General features: G+C 66.1%; 1 protein-coding gene. It reads left to right on the forward strand.

What is annotated here, in order from left to right:
* Positions 1-2,398, forward strand: a 2,398-nt coding sequence (locus ACF8R3_RS09495; protein ID WP_392515532.1) for a condensation domain-containing protein, incomplete at both ends; no start/stop codon positions are given.

Genomic DNA, 2,398 nt, shown 5'->3' on the forward strand with positions numbered 1-2,398 from the left:
CTGGAGTACCTCGGCCGCCTGGACCACCAGGTGAAGATCCGTGGCCAGCGCATCGAGTTGGGAGAAATCGAGGCGCGCCTGCTGGAGGTGGCCGGCGCGAGTGAAACCGTGGTCGTGGCCCGCCAGGATGCCCAAGGCCAGCACCTGGTCGGCTACGTGGCCGACGCGTGCGCGCCTGCTGATCTTGCCGCCTGGCAAGCCCAGCTCAAGGCCCGGCTGGCCGAGACCTTGCCGGCCTACATGGTGCCTTCGCACCTGGTGTGGCTGCCGGCAATGCCCTTGAGCCCCAACGGCAAGCTGGACCGCAAGGCCTTGCCTGCGCCTGATCTTGATCAAGCCCGGCAGGCTTTCCAGGCACCGAGCACCGAGCTCGAATGCACCGTTGCAGCCATCTGGCGCCAGGTGTTGCACCTGGACCAAGTAGGCATGGCCGATCACTTCTTCGACCTGGGCGGGCATTCGCTGCTCGCCACCCAGGTGATTTCGCGTGTTGCCCAGGAACTGGACCTGGAGGTGCCACTGGCGCTGCTGTTCGAACACAGCACCCTGCATGCCTTCACCCAGGCCGTGAGCCCCCTGCAAGGCCAACGCGTCGCGCCGATTGCCCCGGTGGACCGCAACCAGCCACTGCAGCTGTCGTTCGCCCAGGAGCGGCAGTGGTTCCTCTGGCAGCTGGAGCCGCACAGCAGCGCCTATCACATCCCCATGGCCCTGCGCTTGCGTGGCGAGCTGGACCTGCAGGCGCTGGAAGACAGCTTCAACCTGCTGGTGCAGCGTCACGAAAGCCTGCGTACCACCTTCATCCAGGAGCAGGCTCAGGTTCGTCCGGTCATCCACGCCCACTGGCGTTTGCCTGTGCCGGTGCACTCCGTTGCGGGCCAAGAAGAGGAGGGCGCAGCGATCCAGGCCTTCCTCCAAGTCCAGACTGCCCAGCCCTTCGACTTGATCAATGGGCCGTTGCTGCGCATCGGTGTGCTGCAACTGGGGGCACAGGACCATGTGCTGACCCTGGTCCAGCACCACATCGTTTCCGATGGCTGGTCGATGCAGGTGTTGGTCGATGAATGGATGCAGAGCTATGCCAGCCTGACCAGCGGCGCGCAGCCCAACCTTGCGCCGCTGCCCGTCCAGTACCTGGATTACGCCCACTGGCAGCGCGACTGGCTGGCAGCCGGTGAGCGCGAGCGTCAGCTGATGTACTGGCGTGAGCAGTTGGGCGATGAGCCGGTGGTACTGGAGCTGCCCACCGATCACCCGCGTCCTGCGGTGCAGAGCTACCGCGGTGCCCGCCTGGGGCTGACCTTGGACACGCAGCTGACCACAGGCCTGCAACAGCTGGCGCAACAGCACAACGTCACGCTGTTCATGCTGCTGCTGGCCTCGTTCCAGGCGCTGTTGCAGCGTTACAGCGGCCAGGACGACATCCGTGTCGGCGTGCCCGTCGCCAACCGCCACCGCCTGGAGACCGAGCGGCTGATCGGCTTCTTCGTCAATACCCAGGTCCTGCGTGCGCGCTTCGATGGGCAACTGACCGTAGAGGCGCTGTTGGAACAAGTGCGCCAGGCCGCTTTGGGCGCCCAGCAGCATCAGGACCTGCCGTTCGAGCAACTGGTCGAAGCCCTGCAGCCTGCACGCAGCCTGAGCCACAACCCGCTGTTCCAGGTGATGTTCACCCACCGCAATCTGCTCGACCAGCAGCTGGGTGATGGCTTCAAGGTGCCGCAGCTCGATGTCCAGACCCTGAGCGGCGAACACCACAGTGCCCAGTTCGACCTGGCCCTGGACACCTTCGAGACACCCGACGGCCTGGGCGCGACCTGGACCTTCGCCACCGACCTGTTCGAAACCAGCACCCTTGAGCGCATGGCCAGCCATTGGCAAACCCTGCTGCGTGGCATGCTTGCCAGCCCCCAGGCGCCAGTGGCCGAGCTGCCCCTCATGGACGCAGGGCAGCTGGACACTGCGCGCACCTGGAACCAGACCGCGCAGCGTTACCCCGACGAATACTGTGTCCACCGCCTGATCGAACAGCAGGCCCAGCGCAGCCCCGAGGCGAGCGCCGTAGTGTTCGGCGCACGTCATCTCACCTATCGCCAGCTCAACAACGCCGCCAATGGCCTGGCCCTGCAGTTGATCGAGGGTGGCGTCGGCCCGGACGTGCTGGTAGGTATCGCCGCAGAGCGTTCGCTGGAGCTGGTCATCGGCCTGCTGGCCATCCTCAAGGCCGGTGGTGCCTACCTGCCGCTGGACCCGGACTACCCCGAGGAGCGCCTGGCCTACATGATCGAGGACAGCCGCATGGCCTTGCTGCTGCATGCGCCAGGCCTGCGCCTGCCGGTGCCTGAAGGGCTGGCGACGCTCGAACTGCTGGCCCCGCAGGCAGACCCGGCCCACGTAC

Origin of the sequence: Pseudomonas sp. FYR_7, assembly GCF_043106155.1 — a bacterium.
Taxonomy (GTDB): Bacteria; Pseudomonadota; Gammaproteobacteria; order Pseudomonadales; family Pseudomonadaceae; genus Aquipseudomonas; species Aquipseudomonas parafulva_B.